The organism is Streptomyces sp. NPDC018263, from assembly GCF_055562575.1.
In genome coordinates this window covers 31,731-49,747 of the sequence record NZ_JBVHFA010000012.1, presented here as the reverse complement: position 1 = coordinate 49,747, position 18,017 = coordinate 31,731, and the positions used below count along the sequence as shown (strand labels likewise).

The window sequence follows — 18,017 nt, the reverse complement described above, 5'->3', positions numbered from 1 at the left end:
CGCGTCAGCCTGGTTCCTCCGCCTTCGCGTACGCCTTTGTCGCCTTCTCGGCCGCGCCCGCCTTTTCGTAGGACTGGGCCGCGCTCCGCCAGGTCTCGCGTACCTCGGCGTCGGTTCCGCCGGAGGCGTGGAGCGTTTCTGCCAACTCGCCCAGGGCTTCACCGGTACGGCTGAGGTCTCCCAGCTCTTGCAGCAGGGAAACGGCGCGCTGACCGGCCGCGAGGGCTTCCTCGTAGCGGTCGAGTCCCCTCAGGGCGACCCCGGCGCCGTGCCAGGAGATGGCTGTCGCCAGGACGTCATTGGTCTGTTCGGCGAGGGCCCGGGCTTTGTGGTGCGCGGTGAGGGCCTGCTCGTAGCGGTGCATGGCGGTCAGGGTGTCGCCGGTGCTGTTCCAGACGATGACGGCCGTGTCGGCGTTCCCGGTCTGTTCGGCGACTTCCCGGGCCTTGTCCTGAGCGGTGAGGGAGTCCTCGTAGCGCTCCAGGTCCTTCAGGGCGTCGCCGATGCTGTTCCACGCGGCGATCTGTCCCTCGGGGTTGTTGCTCTGTTCGGCGAGTACCCGGCATTTCTCGCTCGCGGTGAGGGCTTCGTCGTAGCGGTGCATCTGTCGCAGGATCTCGCTGGTGCTGTGCCATGCGGCGATCTGCCCGTCGGGGTTGTTGGTCTGTTCGGCGAGTACCCGGCATTTCTCGCTCGCGGTGAGGGCTTCGTCGTAGCGATGCATCTGTCGCAGGACGTCGCTTGTTCGGTTCCACGCCGTGATCTGTCCGTCGGCGTGGTTCGTCCGTTCTGCGAAGCTCAGGGCCTCGCGGAAGGCGGCGAGCGCCTCCGGGTAGCGGTAGAGACCCTCCAGCGAACTGCCGGTCCCGTTCCACGTGCCGATCACGCCACTGGTGTCGTTGGTCAGCTCGGCCAGGGCGCGAGCCTTGTCATGAGCGGTGAGAGCCTCTTCGTAGCGGTGCAGGCTGCGCAGGCTGGCGCCCCGGTTGTTCCATGCGACGATCTGGTCCTTGGCGTCGTCGCTCTGTTCGGCGAGAGTGCGGGATTCGTCCGTGGCGTCGAGGGCTTCGGCGTAGCGGTGGAGACTGTGCAAGACGTTGCCGATGCCGCTCCAGGCGATGATCCGGCCGTCGGTGTTGCTGGTCTGTTCGGCGATCGTCCGGGCCCTGCGATAGGCGTCGAGGGCTTCGTCGTAGCGGCGCAGTTGGTGCAGTGCGTTGCCGAGCCTGTTCCAGGAGGTGACCTGTCCGTCGGTGTCGTCGGCCTGTTCGGCGATCGTCCGGGCTGTGTGATGGGCGTCGAGGGCTTCTTCGAAGCGATGCAGGTTGTACAGCGCGCCACCGCTGTTGTTCCAGGTGACGGTCCGGCCGTGCGCGCTGTCGACCTGTTCGGCGAAGTCACGTGACTTCTCGTAGGCGTCGAGAGCTTCGGGATAGCGGTGCAGACTCTGCATCATGTTGCCGATGCCGTTCCAGGCGGCCGCCTGACTGATGCGGTCGTTGTTCTCCTCCGCGATGGCGCGTGACGTGGTGTACGCGGTCAGGGCCTCTTCGTAGCGGTGCAGATTGTCCAGGGCGCTGCCGAGGTTGTGCCAGGCGCCCGCTTCGTTGCGGCGGTCGTGAAGAGCGCGGCAGGTGTCCAGGGCCAGAGCGCTGATCACCAGGAGTTCCTGGGAGCGGTGACGCCACTCCAGATAGTCCCGCAGGGCGAAGCTGAGGCGGTTGGTGGTGTTGGAGGGGGACTGGGCGTGGGCGGTGGCGATCAAATTCGCCCGCTCCGAGTCCAGCCACGCCAGCGCGTCACCGCGATCGGTGAATGCTGCGGACTTCGGCACTTGGCCGGACGTCGAGAGATGCGAATCGGCACCCTCGGCCTTGTTCACGTAGTAGTCGTTGAGGCGTTGGTGGGCCTGGTCGTAGCGGCGGCGTGCGGTGCGGTTCTCCTGGCAGAGGAGGCGCCTGCTCTCCTCCGCGTAGTCGCGCAGGAGATCGTGCATCCGCCAGCGATTGCGTACGGGGCCGCGCTCCACCAGGTGGGCGGCGGTGAGCCGGTCGAGCTGGCCGGAGGTGACCGGCTCACTCTGGTGCGTCAGCGCGGCGACGGCGGCCGTGGAGATGTCGGGGCCGGCGTTGAGGGACAGCATCCGGAACAGGTCCTGCTGCTGCGGGAGCAGAGTCTCAAGGGTTTGATCGAAGACCGTGCGCAGATCGCGTTCACCGTCGTTGAGGCTGTCCAGCCGCCCTTCGCCGGAGGAGAGCAGCCGGGCGCGTTCAGCCAGGGACTGGCCGGGGTCCTGGATGAGCTGGGCGGCGACGATCTGCAGCGCCAGCGGCAGGCAGTCGCAGGCGAGGGCGATCCGCTCGGCGGCCGCCTCGTCCTCGGCGACGCGCTGGTCATCGGGATCGGCCTGGCGCAGGGCGAGATCTATCAGAGTCACCGCGTCCTTCGGGCGCAGTTGGTGCAGTGGGCGGGGCCGCCCGAGCCCTGGCAGGGCCTTGCGGGACGTGACGATCACTCCGTGCGGAGCCGGTGGCAGCAGCGGCTTGACCTGCTCCGCGCTGAAGGCGTTGTCCGCCACGACCAGCAGCCGCTCACCCTTCGCAGCGCGTTCGGCGAGGCGCGAGCGGTAGAAGACCTCCCGCGCAGGTCCGGTGGGAGGGATGTTCTCCGGCCGCTCCCCGAGCAGACGGAGCAGCGAGTCGAGGGTCTGCTCGGCCTGGGCGGGCTGGGGGTCGTAGCCGCGGAGGTCCACCAGCAGTACGCCGTTGAACCACTCCTGCCGCAAAGACTCACGGCCGGCGGCGTGCGCGAGGGTCGTCTTGCCCACCCCGCCGAGCCCCGCCACCACGACCACCGGCCGCTCCACACCCGATTCGGGCTTGAGAACGTCCAGGAGGAAGGAGAGGTCCTCCTCCCGGCCCGTGAACTCCGTCGGCAGCTCCGGCAGTGAAGCGAGCGCGGGCGGAGTCGGCGCGTACTCCCGGACAAAGGTGTTGAACTGGGTACCGCTGCCGAGAGCGGCGGAATGGTCGAACCGGCTGCCGGCGTAGTTTCCGCCGTTCTTCTTGGTTCTTCCCTTGCTCTTGATGCTCTTGGTCTTGTTCTTACCCCCCACCGCGCGCCGCCTCGCCCCTCAGTTGAACGTGTTGTGCTGCGTGCCGCTGCCCTGCACCGCCGACTTCTCGAAGGTCGACCCGCGGAAATCGTTGTGCACCGGCCGGCCCGCGTCGGTCACCGTCTGGTCGACAAGAGCCCGCAGCTCGGTAGCCGCCTGTTGCCGCTGTGCCTCGGGCAACTCCTCGAGGAGCATCTCCAGACGGCTGCTCCAGACCGCGGCCTGCGCCACACGGACCTGCTCGATCTCGTCCGCCGTCGCCGCCTCCAGCACGCTCCGGGTGCGGTCCAGCCGCTCCAGTTCGCCCTGCTCCCGTGTCGTCTCACCCCGGCCGAGCAGACGGGCGACACCTGTGCGCAGCGCGCTCCAGGCATCTGTCCCCGCAGCCTGTACGACGGCGCTTCCGCCTGCTGCCGACAGCGCCACCAATGCCTCTACCAGCACCATGTCCCCCTTGACCGGCGATCAGTTGAGGCTCAACAGCTTATGGCCGTACCCCGTTCCGTGGATATCGACCGCCGAAAAAAAGCCCGACATCCCGTCGGCAAAGGCCCGCTCCCCGCGGGCGTAGCGTAGGGGATATGTCGAAGTACGGTTCCTTTCCCGGTGCGCGGCCGCGGCGGCTGCGGACCTCGCCCGTCATGCGTCGGATGGTCGCGGAGACGCGGCTGCATCCGGCCGACTTCATCCTTCCGGCGTTCGTCCGGGAGGGCGTGAGCGAGCCGGTGCCGATCGGGGCGATGCCCGGTGTCGTGCAGCACACCCGCGACAGCCTGAAGAAGGCCGCGCTGGAGGCCGCCGAGGCGGGCGTCTCCGGGATCATGCTCTTCGGGGTGCCGGAGGAGTCGAAGAAGGACGGGCTCGGCACGCCGGGCACCGACCCGGACGGCATCCTCCAGGTCGCCCTGCGCGACGTGCGCGCCGAGGTCGGCGACGACCTCCTCGTCATGGCCGACCTGTGCCTGGACGAGTTCACCGACCACGGCCACTGCGGGGTCCTGGACGCCGAGGGCCGGGTCGACAACGACGCCACGCTGGAGCGGTACGCCGAGATGGCGCAGGTCCAGGCCGACGCGGGCGCCCATGTGGTGGGCCCGAGCGGCATGATGGACGGCCAGATCGGGGTCGTACGCGACGCGCTGGACCAGATCGGCCGGGAGGACGTGGCGGTCCTCGCGTACACCGCGAAGTACGCCTCCGCCTTCTTCGGGCCCTTCCGTGAGGCTGTCGGCTCCTCCCTCCAGGGCGACCGTAAGACCTACCAGCAGGACCCGGCCAACCTGCGCGAGTCGCTGCGCGAGCTGGAGCTGGACCTCGCCGAGGGCGCGGACATGGTCATGGTCAAGCCGGCCGGGCCGTACCTGGACATCCTGGCGCGGGTCGCCGACGCGGTGGACGTGCCGGTGGCCGCCTACCAGGTGTCCGGCGAGTACTCGATGATCGAGGCCGCCGCCGAGAAGGGCTGGATCGACCGCGACCGGGCCATCCTGGAGTCCCTGACGGGGATCAAGCGGGCGGGGGCGCGGAACATCCTCACCTACTGGGCCACCGAGGTGGCGCGGAAGCTGCGCTGAGCGGTCGGCGGTCACCGCGCCGTGGTGCGGCGCGGTGACCGGGGCCGGCTACTTCGCCCCGTCGGCCTCCGAGACGCGCGGGCCCTGTATCTCCAGGCGGCCCTTGTGCTGCTCGCCGTCGGACGGCTGGTTGCCGTTCTGGCCGCTGAGGTTGTTGCGGACCGAGTCCAGGATGGTCAGACCCTGGGCGACCAGACCGGCCGCTATCTCACCCAGGCCGTCCGCGCCGTTCAGGACGTTGACGTTGGCGCCCTTGAGGCCGCCCGCGGCCTCCTTCACGATCTGCGGGAGCTGGTCGATCAGCATCCGGTCCAGCGCGACCCGGTCGTGCGAGGCCGCCGCCTCGGCCTGGATCTTCATCCGCTCGGCGTCCGCGATGGCGAGCACCCGGACCCGCTCCGCCTCCGCCTCGGCGGGCTTCACGATCTCCGCGACCAGTTCCTGCTGACGCAACTTCGCCTTGCGCAGCGCCAGTTCGGTCTGGGCGGCGAGCACCTCCTGCTGCGCGTGCGCCTGCGCCAGCGGTCCGGCCTGGGCGGCCTCGGCCTGGGCGCGGTCCACCTGCGCCGAGTACTCCGCCTGGACCACCGCCGTCTGCCGGGCGTACTCCGCCTGCTTGCGGGCCGCGACCTGCTCCGCCTCGGCGGCGGCCTGGTTGGCCTGGGCCTGGGCGATCTGGGCCTGCCGCCGGATGGCCGCCTTGTGCGGGGCGGACATCGCGTCGATGTACCCGGTGTTGCCGTCGTCGATCGACTGGATCTGGAGCGAGTCCACGGTCAGACCGATCTTCGCCATCTCCGTCTTGGAGGTGTCCAGCACCTCCGCCGCGAGCTTCTGCCGCTCGGTGACGATCTCCTCGACCGTCATGGAGCCGATGATCGCGCGCAGGTGGCCCGCGAAGATCCGCCCGGTCAGCACCGACATCTGCTCCTGGTCGGAGAGGAAGCGCTGACCGGCGTTGATGATGCTCTCCGGGTCGTTGCCGACCTTGAACGCGATCACGGCGCGGACGTGCAGGGCGATGCCCTGCCTGGTCACACAGGTCTCGGTGACCTCGGCCTCGCACATCGACAGCGTGAGGAAGCGGACCTTGCGGAACACGGGCAGCACGAACTTCCCGTGCCCCGTCACCACCCGGAACGGCGCGCCCCCCAGTCCCCGCCTGCCACCCGAGATCAGCATCGCCTCGTCGGGAGCGGGAACGCGGTAACCGAACATACTGCTCGTCTCCTCAGTCGACGCCGGCGGACAGCCCGCCCAGCGTGTCCAATGGATCGCCCCACGCGATGACATCGACCTCACGCAGCCCCCGTGACTCGATGACGAGTACGGTCGCCCCGCGCGGCAGCGGCTCCTGCGACCAGGCGAGGAAGGTCTCGGAGCCGCCTCTGACCCGCACCAGGATCTCGCCGGGACCGGCGGAGCCGCGCGTGCCGATGAGCAGTTCCCCCGTGCAGCCGATCACGGCTTCGTCCTGGGCCATCGTCCGGCTGCCTCCCGTCGTTTCTGGTCCTCGGCTCCGACGATAGACCTGCCGATGACGGGCGTACACCAAGGTTTTCTCTGGCTTTTGAAGGGCCGTCGGCATGCGAAACGGCCCGGTCCGCGCGGGGGCGGGCCGGGCCGTCTCGGGGTCGTACGGGTCAGAGCTTGCCGGGCGTCCGGATGCCCAGCAGCGCCATGCCCTCGTGCAGGGTGCGCGCCGTCAGGTCGACCAGGAAGAGGCGGTTCTCCACCTGGGCGGGGGAGTCGGCCTTCAGCACCGGGCACTGGTCGTAGAACGACGTCAGCAGCGAGGCGAGCTGGTAGAGGTAGGCGGCCATCTTGTGCGGCTCGCGGGCCGCGGCCACCTCCAGGACCGTCTCCGCGAACTGGTCCAGGTGCAGGCCCAGCGCGCGCTCCGCCGGGGCCAGCGCCAGCTCCGGGTGGGCGGCGGGGCGGGCCTCGCCGGCCTTGCGGAGGATGGACTGGATACGGGCGTACGCGTACTGGAGGTACACCGAGGTGTCGCCGTTGAGCGAGACCATCTGGTCCAGGTCGAACTTGTAGTCCCGCACGGCCGAGGTGGACAGGTCGGCGTACTTCACGGCGCCCACGCCGACGTACCGGCCGTTCTCGACGATCTCGTCCTCGGTCAGGCCCACCTTCTCGGCCTTCTCCCGCACCACGGCGGTGGCCCGCTCGACGGCCTCGTCCAGCAGGTTCTCCAGCTTGACCGTCTCGCCCTCACGGGTCTTGAACGGCTTGCCGTCCTTGCCGAGGACCGTGCCGAAGGCCAACTGGACCGCGGTCACGTCGTCGTTCAGCCAGCCCGCCCGGCGCGCGGTCTCGAAGACCATCCGGAAGTGCAGGGCCTGCCGGGCGTCCACCACGTACAGCAGGGTGGACGCTTTGAGGTTGAAGACGCGGTCGCGGATCGCGGAGAGGTCGGTGGCCGCGTAGCCGTAGCCGCCGTCGGACTTCTGGACGATCAGCGGGACCGGGTTGCCCTCCGGGCCCTTGATGTCGTCGAAGAACACGCACAGCGCGCCCTCGGAGCGGACCGCGACGCCGGACTCCTCCAGCAGGCGGCAGGTCTCCGCGAGCATGTCGTTGTACCCGGACTCGCCGACGATGTCGGGGTCGCGGACCTCCATGTCCAGCTTGTCGAAGACGGAGAAGAAGTAGATCTTCGACTCGTCCACGAACTTCTGCCAGATGGCGAGGGTCTTCGGGTCGCCCGCCTGGAGGTCGACCACCCGGCGCCGGGCGCGGGTCTTGAACTCCTCGTCGGAGTCGAACAGCCTGCGCGCGGTCTTGTAGAGGCGGTCCAGGTTGGACATCGCCTCCTCACCGGACACCTCGGACTCCTTGTGGTCCAGCTCGTGCGGGTGCTCGTCCAGGTACTGGATGAGCATGCCGAACTGGGTGCCCCAGTCGCCGATGTGGTGGCGCCGGACCACGTTCTCGCCGGTGAACTCCAGCAGCCGCACCATCGCGTCGCCGATGACCGCCGAGCGCAGGTGGCCGACGTGCATCTCCTTGGCCACGTTCGGCTGCGCGTAGTCGATCACCGTGGTGCCGGGGTGCGCGGCGTACGGCACTCCCAGGCGGCCGGTCTCGTCCGCGTACCGGGCGGCCAGGTTCTCGGTGATCGCCTTGTCCGCGACGGTGATGTTGAGGAAGCCGGGGCCGGAGACCTCGACGTCCGCGATCACCTCGCCGGTGACGATGCCGGAGACGACCTGCGTGGCCAGCTCGCGCGGGTTGGCCTTGGCCTTCTTGGCGAGCGCGAGGATGCCGTTGGCCTGGTAGTCGGCCCGGTCACTTCGTCGCAGCAGCGGGTCCGCGTCCGCGGCCTCCGGCAGGGCGGCCGAGAGGGCGGAGGCGAGGTGCTGCTGGACGGAGTCGCGGAGGGACGTGACCGAGGCCATAGGTAAGGGTGCCGTTCTCCTCGTGGGAATGGATGGTCCCGGCCAGTATCCCACGGGGGGTAAAGCCGTTTTTTCGCGTGCGGGGGTGTCTGGGATTATGGGAGGAGGCCAGCGGACGAGCGACCGCCGGACCAACAACACTCCGAACCGAAGGACGTGCCGATCGTGGCTCAGAGCCCCGAGACCACCGACTGGGTCTCCCGTTTCGCGGATGACGTCATCCAGGAGTCGGAGCGTCGGGCTCCGGGGAAACCGGTCGTCGTCGCCTCCGGGCTCTCCCCCTCCGGCCCGATCCACCTGGGCAACCTGCGCGAGGTCATGACCCCGCACCTGGTCGCGGACGAGATCCGGCGGCGCGGGTACCAGGTCCGGCACCTGATCTCCTGGGACGACTACGACCGCTACCGCAAGGTCCCGGCCGGGATCGCGGGCGTGGACGAGTCCTGGGCCGAGCACATCGGCAAGCCGCTGACCTCGGTCCCGGCGCCGGAGGGCTCCGCGTACCCGAACTGGGCCGAGCACTTCAAGGCCGCCATGACCGAGGCGCTCGCCGAGCTGGGTGTGGAGTTCGACGGGATCAGCCAGACCGCGCAGTACACCTCGGGTGTCTACCGCGAGCAGATCCTGCACGCGATGAAGCACCGCGGTGACATCGACGCGATCCTCGCCCAGTACCGCACCAAGAAGGCGCCGGGGAAGAAGCCGCAGCAGAAGGCGGTCGACGAGGCCGAGCTGGAGGCCGAGGAGGGTTCCGGCGCGGCCGCCGAGGACGACGGCAGCTCCGGCTCCGCCGGGTACTTCCCCTACAAGCCGTACTGCGGCGAGTGCGGCAAGGACCTCACCACCGTCACCTCCTACGACGACGACACCACCGAGCTGGCCTACACCTGCACCGCCTGCGGCTTCGGCGAGACGGTCCGGCTGAGCGAGTTCAACCGGGGCAAGCTGGTCTGGAAGGTCGACTGGCCGATGCGCTGGGCCTACGAGGGCGTGATCTTCGAGCCCTCCGGCGTCGACCACTCCTCGCCGGGCTCGTCCTTCCAGGTCGGCGGCCAGATCGTCGGGATCTTCGACGGCGAGCAGCCCATCGGCCCGATGTACGCCTTCGTCGGCATCTCCGGCATGGCCAAGATGTCGTCCTCGCGCGGCGGTGTGCCCACCCCGGCCGACGCGCTGAAGATCATGGAGCCGCAGCTCCTGCGCTGGCTGTACGCCCGCCGCCGCCCCAACCAGTCCTTCAAGATCGCCTTCGACCAGGAGATCCAGCGGCTCTACGACGAGTGGGACAAGCTCGCCGGAAAGGTGGAGGACGGCTCCGCGCTCCCCGGTGACGTCGCCGCGTACACCCGCGCCGTCGGCACCGCCGCCGGTGAGCTGCCGAAGACCGCGCACCCGCTGCCGTACCGCACCCTGGCCTCGGTCGCGGACATCACGGCCGGCCACCAGGACCAGGCGCTGCGCATCCTGTCCGAGCTGGACCCGGCCAACCCGATCACCGACCTCGCGGACGCCCGCCCCCGGTACGACAAGGCCGAGGCGTGGATCAACACCTACGTCCCCGCCGACCAGCGCACCATCGTGCGCGAGGAGCCGGACGCCGAGCTGCTGAAGTCCCTGGACGAGGAGGCCCGTGAGTCCCTGCGCCTGCTGGCCGACGGGCTCGCGGACAACTGGTCGCTCGACGGCCTGACCCACCTCGTCTACGGCGTCCCGAAGGTACGCGCCGGCTTCTCCGCCGACGCCACGCCCAAGGAGCTGCCGCCGGAGATCAAGACGGCCCAGCGGACCTTCTTCGCCCTGCTGTACCACCTGCTCGTCGGCCGGGACACCGGCCCGCGCCTGCCCACGCTGCTGCTGGCGGTCGGTCAGGAGCGGGTGCGGGCCCTGCTCGGGGAGTAGGCCGCGCATACGAGGAGGGGGCGCCCGGTGTCATCACCGGGCGCCCCCTCCTCGCGTAAGCGGGGTCAGGCGATGTGGTCCTCTTCCAACTCGGCCTCACGGCGTCGCTGGAAGCGTTCCGCCAGAGCCTTCAGGACGGCAGGGTCCGGGCTGATGCCGTACGTCGCCTTGATGTTGTCCCCGAGCACCAGCGGGGTCGGGTAACTGCCGTCTATCGACTGCCTGAAGACCTGGTACAGGTCCTCCTCGTCCGGCTCCGCCGGTCCGCCGCCCTCGCCCAGTTCGCGGGTGCGATTGGGGCCGACGGGTATCGGGAAGCTGCCGGTCTCCTCCGGGGAGGGCTGCTGGAACCGCTCCGGGGGCTGCTCCTCGTACCAGTCCCCGTACTGCTCCTCGGGGAAGTACTGGGGGTCCGGGCCGGGGTCGAAGGACGGGTCGTAGCCGCCGTGGTAGTCGATGTCACGCGGGGGCGTCTGGAACCAGGGGCTGTTCTCGTCCTCGGGCTCCGGGGGCGGAGCCTGCTGCGGGGCCGGGGCCGGCTGCACCGGGGCGGCCGCCGGTGCCGGGGCGGGCGCGGCCTGGAGCGCGGCCGGGGCCGGCTGGGGGAGCGCCGGTTCCGGTGCCGGGGGCAGCAGGACGGGCTCGATGCCCGCCGCCGCGAGGCCCGCCGGGGCGGTCTCCGCCAGCGGGACGCCGTAGCGGGCCAGGCGCAGCGGCATCAGGGACTCCACCGGGGCCTTGCGGCGCCAGGCGCGGCCGAAGCGGGAGCGCAGCCGGGCCTGGTAGACGAGACGTTCCTGCTCCAGCTTGATGACCTGCTCGTAGGAGCGCAGCTCCCACAGCTTCATCCGCCGCCACAGCAGGAACGTGGGCAGCGGGGAGAGCATCCAGCGGGTGAGGCGGACGCCCTCCATGTGCTTGTCGGCGGTGATGTCCGCGATCCGGCCGACCGCGTGCCGGGCCGCCTCGACGGAGACGACGAACAGGATCGGGATCACCGCGTGCATGCCGGTGCCCAGCGGGTCCGGCCAGGCGGCGGCCCCGTTGAAGGCGATCGTCGCGGCCGTGAGCAGCCAGGCCGTCTGACGCAGCATCGGGAAGGGGATGCGCATCCAGGTCAGCAGCAGGTCGAGCGCGAGCAGTACGCAGATGCCCGCGTCGATGCCGACCGGGAACACGTACGAGAAGTTCCCGAAGCCCTTCTTCAGGGCCAGCTCCCGGACGGCCGCGTACGAACCGGCGAAGCCGATACCGGCGATGACCAGGGCGCCGGTGACGACCACGCCGATCAGAACGCGGTGCATCCGAGTCAACTGCATTGGCGCGGCCACTCGTACTCCCCTCCCTTGCGTGTTGTTGCGCGCAACAGAGTGGCACAGGTGTGCGCCGAACGTGGTGTCGGTCAGCCCTTCTTGGGGGCGGAGGAGGACGCCGAGCCCTTGGGGGCGGGGGACTTGGAGGCGCCCTTCGACGGGGTGGCAGAGGGCGAAGCGCCTTCCGTCTCACGGCCGTTGGCACCGGCCACCGACGTGACCGCCTCCTTGGCCGCCTTCTTGGCGTCCGCCGTGAGGTCGTCCGCGTCCGGGGTCTTGTCGCCCGCGAGACCGGCGCCGTTGTAGTCGAGGGTGATCACGACGTTCTCCACGCGCGCGACCACCGTCTGCTGCTTGAAGGCGCCTTCCTTCTTCTTCAGGTCGTAGTGCACGGCGGTCGCCTCGTCGCCGGTGCCGCCGAGCGCCTCCGTCTTGACGTTCTTCGCGCCCGAGGCGGCCTTGGCGTCCTCGACCTGGCGCGTGTAGTACGCGTGCGCCTGGTCGTTGCCGCTGCCGCGCGAGGTGTCGGAGTCGAAGCGCAGCAGGGAGACGTTCAGCCAGCGGAACTGCGAGCCCTTGACGCCGTTGTTGTCCAGGCTGGTCCAGGAGCAGGAGGACCGGTTCGCGGCGTTGTCGGTCGAGCCCTTCTTGCCGTCCGTGTCCGCCTCCGGCACCAGGTCGCCCAGCGTCTTCTTGGGCAGCACCTTGCACGGCTCGGGCAGCTTGCGGAACACCGACGCCTGCACGGTGGGGGAGGGCTTCGCCGAGGGCTGCCCGGAGCCCTTGCCTGCGGACTGCTCGGCGGAGGCGCCCGCCTTGCCCGGGGCCTCGCCGGAGTCCGAGGAACAGGCCGCGGTGATCAGTACCGCGGGAACGGCTGCCGCGCACACCAGGGCACGGCTCAGACGCGTGGCACGCGGTCCACGCTGGGCACGGTCGTCTCGCTGGGCTGCTCGCTGCATGGTTCCTTCACTCGTGACGCTCGGTGTTCATGCGGGTTCCTGCGGGGCCACCGTACGCGGTACGCGCGGCACGCGGTCGCCGAAAGGGCGCCTCGGGGGAGGGGGTCGAAGGCGGGCGAGAGGGCGTCAGCCGTCCAGCACGTCGGCCAGTTGAGAGGCCAGATCGCGTGCCCTGTCCTGCATTTCCTTGCTGTCGGGGACCGCGCCGACGGCCATCGGCTGCTCCTCGTAGTCGATGGTGACGACCACGTTGGACGTGCGGAACACCACAGTCACCGTCCGGGGTTCGGCGGTCGAACCGGACGAGCCGAGCTGGTCGTCCAGGTACGCCTCGTCACCGAGGTCGGGCAGCACGCGGGGCTGGAGGTCGGTGGGCGCGGCGCTGCCGGAGCCGCCCGGCGCCGGGTCGGTGGAGGCGCTGCCGGAGGGGTCGGCGGAGGGGGACGGAGTGCCGCTGCCGCTCGGGCCGGCGCTGGTGCTGGTGCTCGGGGACGCGGGCGCGGACAGCGAGGGCACGGGGAGGTCGGCTGCCTTGGCCATGTCCTGGAACAGCTTCTGCGCCTGGGTGTCGTCACTGACCGCGCCGTCGTACGACACCACGCGCTCGAAGTCGACCGAGAGGCGGTCGGTGGCGAGGGTGGACTCCACCTTCCAGCGGCAGCCCACCTTGCGGTCGGTGTCGTAGGTCAGCGCGGGCACGCCCCGGTACGCCTTGTCGCGCTGGTCGGGGTCGGTGAGCTGCTGGATGCCGGGGAGGAGGGTGCCGAGGGTGTCGTGGCCGACGGCGCCGCAGGGCTCGGGCAGAGTGCGGTACCGGCCGGGCTGCGCGGCGGCGGAGGCGGAGGCGGCGTCACCGGGGTTGGCGTCGTCGGTGGGGGCGGTGCCGCCGGAGCCCGAGCTGCAGCCTGCCAGCAGGGCCGCGAGGAGGGCGGCGGTGCCGGTGATGTACGCCTTCCGCTGCACGGTCGGGCTCCTTAGGACGGTGTGCGACCCGACGGCGGTGCCCGGTCGATGCTCCAGTGTCCCCGCTGGTTAATCGCTTGCCGCGGCGGGGCGCCTGCTGGACACAATGTGTATCGCACGCACCGCCGTGGTCGCCGGTCCCCTGTCCCATTTCACCGGCCCTGGCGCCGCTTTTGCGTTCTGCCGGTTCGGGTGACTTCCGCGAGCGATGTCCCTTGTCCGGCATATGAGTTGTCATGTCGTCCTTGGGGGATTGATCAGTCATGTCGTACGTGGAGATACCGGGCGCCCGTGTCCCGGTGCGGATGTGGGCCGACCCGGCCACCGTCGAGGACGGCGCGCTGCGCCAGCTCCAGAACGTGGCCACCCTGCCCTGGGTCAAGGGCCTCGCCGTGATGCCGGACGTGCACTACGGCAAGGGCGCGACGGTCGGCTCGGTCATCGCCATGCGCGACGCGGTGTGCCCGGCCGCGGTGGGCGTCGACATCGGCTGCGGCATGTCCGCGGTCAGGACCTCCCTCACGGCCAACGACCTCCCCGGCGACCTCACCCGTCTCCGCTCCCGTATCGAACAGGTCATCCCGGTGGGCCGGGGCATGCACACCACCCCCCTCGACCCCTCCCGCTTCCACGCCCTGCCCACCTCGGGCTGGGACACGTTCTGGTCCCGCTTCGACACGGTCGCGGAGCCGGTGCGCTTCCGCCGGGACCGGGCGGCGTCGCAGGTGGGGACGCTGGGCGGCGGCAACCACCTGATCGAGTGCTGCCTGGACACCGAGGGCGCGGTCTGGCTCATGCTGCACTCCGGCTCCCGCAACATCGGCAAGGAACTGGCCGAGTACCACATCGGAGTCGCCCAGAGGCTCCCGCACAACCAGGGGCTGGTCGACCGCGACCTCGCGGTGTTCGTGTCGGACACCCCGCAGATGGCCGCGTACCGGAACGACCTCTACTGGGCGCAGGAGTACGCCAAGTTCAACCGCACCCTCATGATGGCGCTCCTGAAGGACGTCATCCGCAAGGAGTTCAAGAAGGCGAAGCCGTCCTTCGAGCCGGAGATCTCCTGCCACCACAACTACGTGGCCGAGGAGCGGTACGACGGCATGGACCTGCTGGTGACCCGCAAGGGCGCGATCCGGGCCGGCTCCGGTGAGTTCGGGATCATTCCGGGATCGATGGGGACCAGTTCGTACGTCGTGAAGGGACTTGGGAACGAGAAGTCCTTCAACTCGGCCTCGCACGGCGCCGGCCGGCGGATGAGCCGGTCCGCCGCCAAGCGCCGGTTCACTGTGCGGGACCTGGAGGCCCAGACGCGAGGCGTCGAGTGCCGGAAGGACGCGGGCGTCCTGGACGAGATCCCGGCCGCCTACAAGGACATCGACCAGGTGATGGCCCAGCAGACGGACCTCGTCGAGGTCGTCGCCAAGCTGAAGCAGTTCGTCTGCGTGAAGGGTTGACCGTCAGGCCGGACGGGGAACCTGGCCGGTGCGGAGGCGCCAGAGGCGGAGGTTGCAGCTCTGCGTCGTCCGGCCCAGCGCTTCGGCGGCCGCGGTGGGCGAGTCGATGTTCAGCAGGACCCGGTCCTCGTCGGGGCTCCAGCGGCGCGGGGCGTACGCGGCCCGCATGCCCACAGGCCGCACCCATGCGGTGACGGACCGGGCGGCCGTCCGTTTACGGTCGAGGGCCAGGCAGTCCGGGTAGTACAGGGCGGCGGCCAGCCGCTGGGCCGCCTCGTTCGTCCAGAGGACGTTGTACATGCCGTCCCGCGCGTTGCGCCGGACGCTTCGCTCCACTCCCGTCGTCTCGGCGCCAAAGTCGCACACGTACGCGGCGATGGCCGTGCTGGCCGTCGTCAGTCCGAGGAAGGGGCGCCCCTTCCCGGTGAGGCCGACCGACCCGTCACCGTCGATCAGTCCCCTTACGTAGTCGTGCCCGGAGAACTCGACGCGCGGCGGAGCGACCGTCCCCGACTTCCTGCCGTACGGCAGGCCGAGCGCGTTGAGCTTCGTCCGGGCTTCGAGGGCGTACAGGCGCCAGGTGGCGGAGGTGTGCGTCGCGGCAAAGTTGGTGGAGCGGGTGCGCTCGGTGATGCTGCTCCGGTACGGGGTCAATCCCGCGAAGGCGCGGAGGATCGCGGCGTCGCGCAGCCCGAGTTCGACGGTGAGGGCGCCCTTCTGGCCGGTGCCCTTCGCGAGGTGACCGTCGGCCTGTAGGAAGCCGAACATGTAGGCGTACTCGGGGACCGTGAGGTCCATGAACCGGTGGCGGTCTTGCTCGTGGAAGGCCACGGTGAAGCCCCTGCTTCTCGCGTCACGACGATGGTTGACGTGAGGCTAGGGCGCCAGTTCGCTTATGAGGCGGGTGATCTAAGAGGTTCCCCCGTGTGAGTTACCCGGCCGGTGGCCGCCGGGTATGCGCCTCACAGCTCCCGGTGGACCTTCGTGTTGCTGGCCTGGGCGCGGGGGCGGAGGACCATGAGGTCGATGTTGACGTGGGCGGGGCGGGTCACGGCCCAGGTGATGGACTCGGCCACGTCGTCCGCCGTGAGGGGTTCGGCCACGCCCTCGTAGACCTTGGCGGCCTTCTCCGTGTCGCCGGCGAAGCGGGTGAGGGCGAATTCCTCGGTCTTGACCATGCCGGGGGCGATCTCCAGGACCCGGACCGGCTTGCCGACGATCTCCAGGCGGAGGGTCTCGGCGAGGACGTGCTCCGCGTGCTTGGCGGCGACGTAGCCCGCGCCGCCCTCGTAGGTGGAGAGGCCGGCGGTGGAGGAGACGACGACCACCGTGCCGTCGCCGCTCGCCTCCAGCTTGGGCAGCAGGGCCTGGGTGAGGTTGAGGGTGCCGATGACGTTCGTCTCGTACATCGTGCGCCAGTGCTCCGGGTCGGCGCTGGCCACCGGGTCCGCGCCGAGCGCGCCGCCCGCGTTGTTGACCAGGACGCCGATGGTGCGGAACGCCCCGGCGAACTCGTCCACGGCCGCCCGGTCCGTCACGTCCAGCGGGTAGGCGGTGGCCGAGTGGCCCGCCTCGGTCAGCTCCTTCGCCAGCGCCTCGATACGGTCCGCCCGGCGCGCGGTCAGCACCACCCGGTACCCGGCCGCCGCGAGCTGCCGCGCGGTGGCCGCGCCGATACCGCTGCTCGCGCCCGTGACGACGGCGATACGGGACGCGGCGGAGGGGGCGCTGGCCATGGGCTGCTCCTGGAAGAGGGATCGCGGACTCGCGTCCAGCCTAGGCGAGCCTCAGCCGCCGTTCCTCGGGGCCCACATGATCACGGCCATGCCGGCCAGGCAGATCAGGGCGCCGATGAGGTCGAAGCGGTCCGGGCGGTAGCCGTCCGCGACCACGCCCCACAGGATCGACCCGGCCACGAAGATGCCGCCGTACGCCGCGAGGATGCGGCCGAAGTGGGCGTCCGGCTGGAAGGTGGCGACGAACCCGTACGCGCCCAGCGCCAGCACCCCGCCGGTCATCCACAGCCAGCCACGGTGCTCGCGCAGTCCCTGCCAGACCAGCCACGCGCCGCCGATCTCGAAGAGGGCGGCGACGACGAACAGGGCGGCGGAGCGCACGATCAGCATGGGGGAAGCCTGGCACGCGCCCCGCGTTCACCTGTTGGAGGGCGCCTGCGGTCCGGCTCGCGTGGCATACATCGGGTGGGCGGAACGGTGACGGGAACGGGAGTGGTCGGCGTGCGCGTACGGACGAGGGCATGGCTGCTGCTGGGCGCCTGCGCGGGCGGCCTGCTGTGGGCGGAAGGCCCGGCCCGGGCCACGGTCCGCCCCGCCCCCGCCCCCGCGGCACCGGCCTCCGCCTCCCCGGCGCCCCCACCCGGCGCCGACTCCGCCGCCCCGGCACCCGGGGTCGGCCGGACGGCACCTGCCCCCGGCCCCGGCCCCGGCCGGACGGCGGCTGTATCCCGAGGCGACTCCGCCGCCCCGGCACCCGGCGTCGGCCGGACGCCGCCTGCATCCAGCCGCCGGACAGCGGCCGCATCCGGGGTCGGCCCGGTGGCGCCTGCCCCCGGCCCCGGCCGGGCGGCGGCCCCACCTGGCGGCGACTCCGCCGTCTCGGCACCCGGCGTCGGCCGGGCGGTGCCTGCATCCAGTCGTCGGACAGCGGCCGCACCCGGGGTCGGCCGGATGGCGCCTGCCCTCGGCCCCGGCCGGACCGCGGCCGTACTCGGCGGCGACTCCGCCGTCCCGGCACCCGGCGTCGGCCGGATGGCGCCTGCCCCCGGCCCCGGCCGGACGGCGGCTGTAACCGGCGGCGACTCCGCTGTCTCGGCACCCGGCGTCGGCCGGGCGGTGTCTGCGTCCAGGCTCGGTCGGACGGCGGCCGCACCCGGCGGCGGCTCCGTGGCCGCCGCCCCGGCGCACACCGGCCCCACCCCCCGTGCCGACCTCGCCTTTCACGGGCACGCCGTGATCGACGGGGGCCGGATGGAGGTCCGGCTCACGCCGCGCGACCATGGGCCTGCCGCCGTGCCGGAGGCGAGTGTGCGGGTGCGGTGGTCGGTGGGGCCCGCCGGGGCGGTGTCGCTGTCGCCGGGGTGCGCGCGGACCGGGGAGCGGACGGTGGTCTGCGGGACCGGCGCGCTCGTCGCGGGCCAGGCGGGGGAGGAGATTCGGCTGGGCGTCCGGCTGCGGGTGCCCGCGCCGGAGGTGACCCTGGAGGTGGAGACCGCGTGGAACGGCGGGATCAGCGACCCCGACCGCAGCAACGACCGGCTGCGGGTCCTGGTCCTGCCCACCGGCGACGAGTACTCGTTCTGAC

15 protein-coding genes are annotated in these 18,017 nt (G+C 70.9%); 4 read left to right on the top strand and 11 right to left on the bottom strand.

The features are described 5' to 3' along the window. Positions 1-4 precede the first annotated feature (4 nt). Together ACZ3HQ_RS29030 and ACZ3HQ_RS29025 are read right to left on the bottom strand one after the other, a co-directional pair. Positions 5-3,115: a tetratricopeptide repeat protein gene (locus ACZ3HQ_RS29030; RefSeq protein ID WP_467515450.1), complete on the bottom strand. Its 3,111-nt coding sequence runs from the start codon at positions 3,113-3,115 to the stop codon at positions 5-7. Between the two features lie 18 nt (positions 3,116-3,133). Next, positions 3,134-3,562, bottom strand: a complete 429-nt coding sequence (locus ACZ3HQ_RS29025; protein WP_467515447.1) for a hypothetical protein — start codon at positions 3,560-3,562, stop codon at positions 3,134-3,136. 134 nt (positions 3,563-3,696) lie between these two features. Between ACZ3HQ_RS29025 and hemB the strand changes: the two genes are divergently transcribed. Then, complete coding sequence (gene hemB, locus ACZ3HQ_RS29020; RefSeq protein ID WP_467515445.1) at positions 3,697-4,689, top strand: porphobilinogen synthase; 993 nt, start codon at positions 3,697-3,699, stop codon at positions 4,687-4,689. A 48-nt stretch (positions 4,690-4,737) separates the two neighbouring features. On the opposite strand, the gene ACZ3HQ_RS29015 is transcribed toward hemB, so the two are convergent. The 3 genes from ACZ3HQ_RS29015 to argS form a co-directional block, all read right to left on the bottom strand. Next, positions 4,738-5,907, bottom strand: coding sequence for a flotillin family protein (locus ACZ3HQ_RS29015; RefSeq protein ID WP_467515443.1), 1,170 nt, complete (start codon positions 5,905-5,907; stop codon positions 4,738-4,740). Positions 5,908-5,920: 13 nt separating this feature from the next. Beyond that, complete coding sequence (locus tag ACZ3HQ_RS29010) at positions 5,921-6,172, bottom strand: hypothetical protein (protein ID WP_130331205.1); 252 nt, start codon at positions 6,170-6,172, stop codon at positions 5,921-5,923. Between the two features lie 160 nt (positions 6,173-6,332). Then, positions 6,333-8,102, bottom strand: a complete 1,770-nt coding sequence (gene argS / locus ACZ3HQ_RS29005; RefSeq protein WP_467515441.1) for an arginine--tRNA ligase — start codon at positions 8,100-8,102, stop codon at positions 6,333-6,335. A gap of 156 nt (positions 8,103-8,258) precedes the next feature. Here argS and lysS point away from each other — a divergent pair, with 156 nt between their 5' ends. After that, complete coding sequence (lysS, locus tag ACZ3HQ_RS29000; protein ID WP_467515439.1) at positions 8,259-10,001, top strand: lysine--tRNA ligase; 1,743 nt, start codon at positions 8,259-8,261, stop codon at positions 9,999-10,001. A gap of 65 nt (positions 10,002-10,066) precedes the next feature. Here lysS and ACZ3HQ_RS28995 read toward each other — a convergent pair whose 3' ends face one another. The 3 genes from ACZ3HQ_RS28995 to ACZ3HQ_RS28985 form a co-directional block, all read right to left on the bottom strand. Then, on the bottom strand, positions 10,067-11,305 hold the full coding sequence (locus ACZ3HQ_RS28995; RefSeq protein ID WP_467515437.1) for a DUF2637 domain-containing protein: 1,239 nt from the start codon (positions 11,303-11,305) through the stop codon (positions 10,067-10,069). A gap of 98 nt (positions 11,306-11,403) precedes the next feature. Further along, positions 11,404-12,276 carry a DUF3558 domain-containing protein gene (locus ACZ3HQ_RS28990; RefSeq protein WP_467515435.1) on the bottom strand — a complete coding sequence of 291 codons (873 nt, stop codon included), beginning with the start codon at positions 12,274-12,276 and terminating at the stop codon, positions 11,404-11,406. Positions 12,277-12,402: 126 nt separating this feature from the next. Continuing rightward, positions 12,403-13,239, bottom strand: a complete 837-nt coding sequence (locus tag ACZ3HQ_RS28985) for a DUF3558 domain-containing protein (RefSeq protein WP_467515433.1) — start codon at positions 13,237-13,239, stop codon at positions 12,403-12,405. Between the two features lie 263 nt (positions 13,240-13,502). Between ACZ3HQ_RS28985 and ACZ3HQ_RS28980 the strand changes: the two genes are divergently transcribed. After that, positions 13,503-14,696 (top strand): RtcB family protein, encoded by a 1,194-nt coding sequence (locus ACZ3HQ_RS28980; protein ID WP_467515430.1) that lies wholly within the window; start codon positions 13,503-13,505, stop codon positions 14,694-14,696. Positions 14,697-14,699: 3 nt separating this feature from the next. Here the strand turns inward: ACZ3HQ_RS28980 and ACZ3HQ_RS28975 are convergent, their stop codons facing one another. The 3 genes from ACZ3HQ_RS28975 to ACZ3HQ_RS28965 form a co-directional block, all read right to left on the bottom strand. Beyond that, on the bottom strand, positions 14,700-15,527 hold the full coding sequence (locus tag ACZ3HQ_RS28975) for a hypothetical protein (RefSeq protein ID WP_467515428.1): 828 nt from the start codon (positions 15,525-15,527) through the stop codon (positions 14,700-14,702). A gap of 131 nt (positions 15,528-15,658) precedes the next feature. Beyond that, a complete protein-coding gene (locus ACZ3HQ_RS28970) occupies positions 15,659-16,432 on the bottom strand; it encodes an SDR family NAD(P)-dependent oxidoreductase (RefSeq protein WP_467515425.1) in 774 nt (257 codons plus the stop codon). Positions 16,433-16,483: 51 nt separating this feature from the next. After that, the gene (locus tag ACZ3HQ_RS28965; protein WP_467515424.1) at positions 16,484-16,822 is read right to left on the bottom strand and encodes a YnfA family protein; all 339 of its coding nucleotides are present in this window, start codon (positions 16,820-16,822) and stop codon (positions 16,484-16,486) included. 561 nt (positions 16,823-17,383) lie between these two features. Between ACZ3HQ_RS28965 and ACZ3HQ_RS28960 the strand changes: the two genes are divergently transcribed. Then, complete coding sequence (locus ACZ3HQ_RS28960; RefSeq protein ID WP_467515422.1) at positions 17,384-18,016, top strand: hypothetical protein; 633 nt, start codon at positions 17,384-17,386, stop codon at positions 18,014-18,016. Position 18,017: the final 1 nt, after the last annotated feature.

What these genes read in the sequence shown, in the direction of transcription:
- ACZ3HQ_RS29025 (WP_467515447.1), bottom strand. Translation starts at nt 3,562, where the DNA reads ATGGTGCTGGTAGAGGCATTGGTGGCGCTGTCGGCAGCAGGCGGAAGC.
- hemB (WP_467515445.1), top strand. Translation starts at nt 3,697, where the DNA reads ATGTCGAAGTACGGTTCCTTTCCCGGTGCGCGGCCGCGGCGGCTGCGG.
- ACZ3HQ_RS29015 (WP_467515443.1), bottom strand. Translation starts at nt 5,907, where the DNA reads ATGTTCGGTTACCGCGTTCCCGCTCCCGACGAGGCGATGCTGATCTCG.
- ACZ3HQ_RS29010 (WP_130331205.1), bottom strand. Translation starts at nt 6,172, where the DNA reads ATGGCCCAGGACGAAGCCGTGATCGGCTGCACGGGGGAACTGCTCATC.
- argS (WP_467515441.1), bottom strand. Translation starts at nt 8,102, where the DNA reads ATGGCCTCGGTCACGTCCCTCCGCGACTCCGTCCAGCAGCACCTCGCC.
- ACZ3HQ_RS28995 (WP_467515437.1), bottom strand. Translation starts at nt 11,305, where the DNA reads ATGCACCGCGTTCTGATCGGCGTGGTCGTCACCGGCGCCCTGGTCATC.
- ACZ3HQ_RS28990 (WP_467515435.1), bottom strand. Translation starts at nt 12,276, where the DNA reads ATGCAGCGAGCAGCCCAGCGAGACGACCGTGCCCAGCGTGGACCGCGT.
- ACZ3HQ_RS28980 (WP_467515430.1), top strand. Translation starts at nt 13,503, where the DNA reads ATGTCGTACGTGGAGATACCGGGCGCCCGTGTCCCGGTGCGGATGTGG.
- ACZ3HQ_RS28970 (WP_467515425.1), bottom strand. Translation starts at nt 16,432, where the DNA reads ATGGCCAGCGCCCCCTCCGCCGCGTCCCGTATCGCCGTCGTCACGGGC.
- ACZ3HQ_RS28965 (WP_467515424.1), bottom strand. Translation starts at nt 16,822, where the DNA reads ATGCTGATCGTGCGCTCCGCCGCCCTGTTCGTCGTCGCCGCCCTCTTC.
- ACZ3HQ_RS28960 (WP_467515422.1), top strand. Translation starts at nt 17,384, where the DNA reads ATGGCGCCTGCCCTCGGCCCCGGCCGGACCGCGGCCGTACTCGGCGGC.